This is a genomic window from Aerococcus sp. L_32 (assembly GCF_050689315.1).
The window spans coordinates 1-1065 of record NZ_JBOEQF010000593.1; the positions used below are offsets into that span (position 1 = coordinate 1).

1 protein-coding gene is annotated in these 1065 nt (G+C 40.5%); it reads left to right on the forward strand.

Going from position 1 to position 1065, the window contains the following annotated elements; all coding sequences use genetic code 11:
* A partial coding sequence (locus ACRCJ0_RS15005) for a glycosyltransferase (protein ID WP_431391009.1) occupies positions 1-1065 on the forward strand: 1065 nt, incomplete at both ends.

Genomic DNA, 1065 nt, shown 5'->3' on the forward strand with positions numbered 1-1065 from the left:
TTTGAGGATAACGGACATCAAGTCTATATCTTTACGACATCTGATCCAAAGGCAGAAATTGAAGACCATGTCTTTCGCTATGAATCAGTTCCTTTTCTGTTCTTCAAGGATAGACGAGTGGCGATTCCTTCTTTTGCATCGATTTACCGTAAATGTAAAGAGTTAGAAATTGATATCGTCCATTCCCAAACGGAGTTTTCTATGGGGTTGATGGGGGTAAGCGTAGCGCGCTATATGAGGATTCCACTAGTGCACACTTACCACACTTGGTATGAGAAATACCTCCATTATATTTTGAACGGTAAATTAATTTCTCGAAAAACGGTCGTTCATTTGTCTAAACTTTTCTGTGATCAAGCTGATTTGGTCATTTCACCTAGCGGTCAGATGAAAGATGTTTTACGAGACTATCAAATTCAAAAACCCATTCATGTCTTGGCAACCGGGGTAAAGTTACCTAAGAAAATTGACCAAGATGTCTTAAAAAACTTTAGACAAAGCTGGGGTATTGCACAAGATGAGTATTTACTATTATCGATTAACCGTATTGCTGAAGAAAAAAACTTAATCGCGATTATCGAGCAGTTCCCTCAGGTGCTAGCGGATATTCCTAATGCAAAGTTAGTACTTGCTGGAGACGGGCCACAATTAAAAGAGTTAAAAGCGTTAACAGCCGAACTGAACTTGACGGATAAAGTCGTTTTCCCAGGCTTTGTGTCTCATGACCAAGTCAACGTCTTGTACCAAGCAGCGGATGTTTATGTGAATTTATCAACTTCAGAAACGCAAGGCTTAACCTTTATTGAAGCCATCACCAACCATTTACCGGTGATTGCCATGAAGACGCCTTATCTAGCGGCCCTTGAAGATATTGCAACGTTCGGTCATTTATTAACCGAAGTGACAGACTTTCCGCAATCTGTGAAGGCTATTGCAGCTACGCAATCTACATTAACAGAAGGGCTAGCGCCATTGATTTACCATGTGTCGGCGGACGCTTTCTATGAAGACTTGTACCATATTTATCAGTACATGATTGAATTGCAGTCAGAGAAACCGAGAAAT